1 protein-coding gene is annotated in these 3,363 nt (G+C 70.0%); it reads right to left on the bottom strand.

The annotated features are described in order from the left end of the window. Window positions 1-403: 403 nt before the first annotated feature. A complete protein-coding gene (locus ACFWPT_RS39750; protein WP_380487851.1) occupies window positions 404-2,845 on the bottom strand; it encodes a Helicase associated domain protein in 2,442 nt (813 codons plus the stop codon). Between the last annotated feature and the right edge of the window lie 518 nt (window positions 2,846-3,363).

Below are 3,363 nucleotides of genomic sequence, written 5' to 3'. Positions count from 1 at the left end.
TCCCGCACCCCGGCCCCCCGGGGGGCCCGGGGGGGGGGGGCGTCTCCCCCCCCGCCCCCACCTCTGGCGGTGGGGGACCCCGCGGCCGGGGCCCGGGGGCGCCGGGACTCAGACCGGGGCGTATGCCCGGCTTGCACTCGTGTCCCGTCCTGCGGCCCACCCGGCCCGCTGCGCGCCCGCACCCACCTGTGAAGTTCGGCCGTGGTGTCAGCAGCGGCGCGAAGCCGTACCGTCCGGTGTCGCGTTCGCCGTATCTCCTTTGCGTTTCTGATCTTGTTACTCGGGTGCCGATGGGATGGGCCTGCGCTGCCCGCCGCGTCCCCGTGGCCGGGGCCCCGGGTGGAGAGTCGGCAACCGGTGATCGGCCGGCCGTACAGCCACCCGATCACCGGGCCCGGCCGGGTCAGCGCCAGTCGAGCCCGAGCGCGGCGAGCTGGTCGAGCTGCTCGCCGGTCAGCTTCGCCCGGCGGCTCTTGGTGTTGGAGATCCACACCCCGAGCTTCACCTCCACCGTGCCCCCGCCGCCGCCCGGGATCTCCTCCACGTGCTGGCGCGGCACAGTCACCGACCCGGCCCGCTCCCGGTACACAGCGAGCGCGACCACGCCCCGGTCGAACGCGCTCGGCTTCCCAGCGCCGGCCTTCTTCTTCGGCGCCGCCTCCCCGGCCGGGGCCGCCAGCGGCTCCACCCCGAGCGCGGCCAGGCGCCCCTGCTGCCCGTCCATCAGCCCGTGCCAGACGATGTGCTGACGCTGCCGCTCCAGCCACCGACCGACATCGAGCCCGTGCACCGTCACCCCCGGCAGCAGATCGGACAACTGCGCCCCACCTTCGACGCAGTCGGCGACAGCGGCGTAGTGGCGCTGCCAGTCCAGCGGCCACGCCGGGTTCCAGTCCGGGTCGATCCCGGCCAGGGCTTCCACCCGGTCCGGCCGATCCGCCAGCACACCGGGCCGGCGCTGGTTGGACAACCACTGCCCCACCGGCTTGTCCAACGCGGTCGCGGTGCGGGGCGCAGCGAGGGTGCCGTGGTGCTCGAAGTAGACCCGGCACGCGGCCAAGTTCTCCTCCCACGCCGCGTCCAGCGGATCCCACACCATCCCGAGCGACTCCAGCCGCTCGACCCGCTTGCCCTCCATCTCCCCAGCCGCGTACGCCTTGCGCTGCTCACTCACCCAGTGCCCCAACGGGTACATCTGATGCGGATCCAGCCCCGCCCGGGTCGCCTCCCGGTGATCGAACGGCACCCGCAGATGCCCCTCCCGCCTGTAGTACTTCTCGGCCGCGGACCACCCGCGAGCCCAGTCCTGCCGCTCGGCGTCGATCACGTTGAACGAAACCCACTGAGCGACCATCACCGGATCACGCGGAGCCGAAAAACGCAGCAGCATCCGGCTTTCCTTCTCACCCTCCTGCGGCTCCGGACCGATATCAAACGACGGCTCAACCACCGCCTTCTGCTCGACCTGAGGAATGGCCAGCAATTCCACGGCCTCCTCATCATGAGCCCGCAAAGCCTGCAACACATTCACCAAAGGCCGATACGAACCGGAGGTAAACATGTCCTGCGGCTGCTCACCGACCTTCAGAAAGACGGGCACGATCAGGCTGGCGAGCTTCCCCTGACCGGGCTGCTGCCGCAGCGCCCGTCCGATCGCCTGCACGATGTCATGCGGCGCCCCCTTCGGGTCCAGCAGAGCCACCGAGTCCACGGCCCGGATGTCCACGCCCTCACCCAGCACCCGGCACTGGGCCAGCACGGCCCGCCGCGCGCTGCGCCCGAACTCGGCGAGCACCCGCTGGCGCCGCTCGCCAGCGTGCTCGCCCTTGAGCCAGTCCGCCCAGACCCGCTCCGGATAGAACTCGGGGTCACCCGCATGCAGCTTCGCCGCCACCGCCGGCAGACCCTCCGCGAACGCCTGGGACTCTATGGTCCGGTGGTGGAAGGTGATCATCGTCTGGAGCCCATGCTGCGCCATGGTGTGGAGCATGGCGGCCTGGAGCGCGCCGAGCCGCTGGCCCCGGATCTCCTCGCTGCGCTTGTCCGGGCTCATGAGCTTCTCGGGGGTGACGACCGGGTCGGTCAGCTCGACGACGATGATCTGGTACCGGGCGAGCAGGCCCCGCTTCACCGCCTCGGACAGCGGCAGCTTCCACGCCACCGGCCCGAAGATCGCCTCGTCGTCCATGGACGCGGCCATCTCCTGCGGCAACCGCTCAAGCCGCTCCCCCTCCCGCAGCTCCCACGACGGCGCCGGCCTCTCCTGCCAGATACGCGGGGTCGCCGTCGCGTACAGGCGCCTGGCCGCCGGGATCATGTCCTGGTGGTGGATATCCGCCCATGCCTTCCCCAGACTCCCCGACGTGCGGTGCGCCTCGTCGACCACGGCAAGGTCCAGCGGGTCCAGACGCTTGCCGTAGGCGCCCTCGAACGCCTCCGCCAACACCCCCAGCGAGCTGTAGGTCGCGAAGACGGTCACCGGCCCCGAGCCGTGCCACATCGCGAGCCGGATCGGGTTCGTAGTGCACCGCACGTCCATCGACCACAGCTCGACGTCGTCCTCCATCGAGCACACCGCGACCGCCGGCCCCGTGTGCCCCACTTCCCGCCACGACTTGATGGTCTGCCCCAGCAACGCCAGCGTCGGCACCAGGACGAGCACCCGGCCACGCGGCACCATCCGCCGCGCGGCCGCCGCGCAGATGTACGTCTTCCCGGTCCCGCAGGCCGCGTGAACCTGTGCCCGCAGCCCGTCCGCCGGAACCGCCCCGCCCGGCGGGATGTCCAGCGCGCGAATGATCGCGTCGACCGCCTCGACCTGGTGGTCCCGCAACTCGATGGGCATTGCCCCGTCCCTTCATGGAGTGCCGGAGGGGATTTCCTTGACTGCACAACGCCCGCAAGAGATTCAAAACCGTGGGTGCGCCTGCAACGCTGACTCTACACAGTGCATTACTGTGATGCATCAGGCTTGCTGAAGGTTCCCGCTCCAGGGTGATGCGCGGTGCCATTTGGGCACGATACCGTCCCCGGGATGGTATCTTCTCGGATGTTGTTGACTGTGGGAGTGAGTGGTGACGGGCGTTCAGGGTGGGCGGAGCGAAGCGGAGTCCACTGGGCTCGACGGGTGGCGTCGGCTTTGACCGACTGTGAGGTGACAGGGGGTCGGAGGTCGGGGGTGGCTTAGGATTTCTGGCCCTACACAGTGCCGCACGTGATGCACCCCGCCCCTCCCGGCCAGCTATCGGATTCCCGCTTGCGGGAATCCGGGTAAACCCGCGAAGCGGGTTTACCGTCCGCTTCTGAATTCCGCTTGCGGAATTCTATTCCCGCGCTTGCGCGGGAATTTCGCCGAAGCGAAGC

It is taken from the genome of Kitasatospora sp. NPDC058478 (assembly GCF_042720345.1).
In the GTDB taxonomy this organism is placed as follows: Bacteria; Actinomycetota; Actinomycetes; order Streptomycetales; family Streptomycetaceae; genus Kitasatospora.
Note: the sequence above shows the minus strand (reverse complement) of the source record. Positions and strands in the feature narration are given on the sequence as shown.

What these genes read in the sequence shown, in the direction of transcription:
- ACFWPT_RS39750 (WP_380487851.1), bottom strand. Translation starts at nt 2,845, where the DNA reads ATGCCCATCGAGTTGCGGGACCACCAGGTCGAGGCGGTCGACGCGATC.